Source organism: Diplocloster modestus, assembly GCF_019042245.1.
In the GTDB taxonomy this organism is placed as follows: Bacteria; Bacillota; Clostridia; order Lachnospirales; family Lachnospiraceae; genus Diplocloster; species Diplocloster modestus.
In genome coordinates this window covers 1-201 of the sequence record NZ_JAHQCX010000058.1, presented here as the reverse complement: position 1 = coordinate 201, position 201 = coordinate 1, and the positions used below count along the sequence as shown (strand labels likewise).

Here is a 201-nt window from a genome sequence, read left to right as displayed (position 1 = left end):
ACCGGGGGCGCGTGGCTGAACTGTACGAAGGCGCTGGAGATGTCGCTCTATAACGGGAGAGACCCCCGCACCGGAATCTGTCTGCATGAAAATACCAACGGCAGGACGCTTGCCACGTTTGAGGGCTATCAGGAAGCGGAGGACGCGTTCATAGACCAGATGAAGTACTACATTAAGATGGAAGCGATCCTGGAAAACACC

1 protein-coding gene is annotated in these 201 nt (G+C 55.2%); it reads left to right on the top strand.

Annotated elements, in window-relative coordinates:
- On the top strand, nt 1-201 hold a 201-nt coding region (locus tag KTH90_RS25620), incomplete at both ends, for a pyruvate formate lyase family protein (RefSeq protein WP_238727633.1).